Annotated in this window: 1 protein-coding gene and 1 pseudogene; both read right to left on the bottom strand. The window is 53.2% G+C overall.

Going from position 1 to position 1,802, the window contains the following annotated elements; all coding sequences use genetic code 11:
* Positions 1–341, bottom strand: a pseudogene (locus FFS57_RS24780) (hypothetical protein); the annotation flags it as partial.
* A 477-nt stretch (positions 342–818) separates the two neighbouring features.
* On the bottom strand, positions 819–1,802 hold a 984-nt coding region (locus tag FFS57_RS24775), incomplete at its 5' end, for an RHS repeat-associated core domain-containing protein (RefSeq protein WP_283204938.1).

Raw genomic sequence — 1,802 nt, 5'->3', positions numbered from 1 at the left:
CCCGGGAAGCGCAGGTTGTACACGAACTGGCTGCCGTTCTTGTCCGCATCTTGATCCGGCAGGGTGTTGCCGAAGGCTTCGCTTTCCCAACGCCAGGTCAGGCGTTTGTTGAATGCGTCGTAGATGGCGCGTGGGGTGTTGAGGTGGTCGGCGTAGACGTGGTAGATCAGCGGTTTGCTGGGGTCGCTGTTGTTGGGGCGCACCACCGCGATCGGGGTGTCGCCCAGCCAGAGGTGGTCCTGGGTCGGGCTCTGCGTGGCCGGGTCGGCGTGTTCCGCCAGCAGGTGGCCGGCGTTACAAATCACCAAGGCGATACTGGAGAGCTTGATGTTAACGCACACTGCCGACCGTTTCGATCAGCTGGCTGGTGGCTAAAACAAGCAAGCCCGGCTAGGGGGTGACTTTATCTCAAGTCCGCTAATGGGTGCTGAACCAGCCTGATCGGTGCACCCTGAAGGACCAGGCCTGAGCCGACCGCGACCAGCCGCGCAAGGCGGCCGGCGGCAGATCAATCACTCTGACCCCAATGATTGCAGAGATACCTATCTTACTAATCTAAAATTCTATACGCTTGGATCATCAGGAGGGGAATTATGATTTTCATTCTGCCCCTTGGATAATCGATAAACATTCCAGCATTCAAGCAGAGTAACCAATATAAAAAAGACACTAAAGATTCCACTTAGTTTTGCCATCCAAATTACATCCATAAGTACGCCCAACACAACTATGGCAAATAAGAATGCAATCAGTCGCAAGCCACTCCGAATCCGAATTCTAGATTGTGATATACGTTTGCTAAGTTCCATAGGAGCGTCTCACTCTGTACAAGTACAATCGTTTCCATTCATTGCGGCAGTAACTGGGGCGCCATAAATTCCGGCCACACCCACACGGAATCCCCATTCCACAGCGACCCTAGATGCTGTAGAGCCATTCATCCAGCTATTAAATCCAGCTGTCAATGGAAGATAATTAAAGCCAGCATTTACTTTACCGAATCGCTGAGGGACGAGCCAGTGATGCAGACTTTGGCCGTTTGCAGCCAACCATCGTTGACCATTTCCTGCCGCTAAACTCCATGTATCTCGAACTGAGTTCCACGACCGACCATCGGAAAATAAGCGCCCGGCGCCTCTACCTAAGCGTTCGCCAAGGCCCCCAGCTTTTCCCATCTGATACAAGGCATTCCTACCAAGATGAGCTCCGCCAAATGCCATGCCTAGGCCAATTGCTCCCCATTCTCCATTCCCGTAAGCACTTGAACATTTATTAACTGATCCATTTACATCCATTTGATCACGAAGCCAATCTGTTGCGCCAAAAGACAGTGTGTCTCCAAATCCTGCCGAAAAATCAACCAAGCCCTGCGGCAACGGATCCCCCCATGCCCACAAACCATATGGATCTATAAATCCGATTGGATTATTCAGCGCATAAGTAAAAGTATTCAACCCGCCACCCAACCCAATCGGATCACTCTGAATGTATCTGCCGGTTTCAGAATTATAGGTCCGATACCAGTTATGACTCAGCTTGATGCCGTTGTCCCAGTACTGCCCCGGGAAGCGCAGGTTGTACACGAACTGGCTGCCGTTCTTGTCCGCATCCTGATCCGGCAGGGTGTTGCCGAACGCCTCGCTTTCCCAGCGCCATACCAGCCGCTTGTTGAACGCGTCGTAGATGGCCCGTGGGGTGTTGAGGTGGTCGGCGTAGACGTGGTAGATCAGCGGTTTGCTGGGGTCGCTGCTGTTGGGGCGCACCACCGCAATCGGGGTGTCGCCCAGCCAGAGGTGATCCTG

It is taken from the genome of Chitinivorax sp. B, from assembly GCF_005503445.1.
Lineage (GTDB): Bacteria > Pseudomonadota > Gammaproteobacteria > Burkholderiales > SCOH01 > Chitinivorax.
The sequence above is the reverse complement of the archived record's forward strand: the minus strand, read 5'-3'. Positions and strand labels throughout refer to the sequence as shown.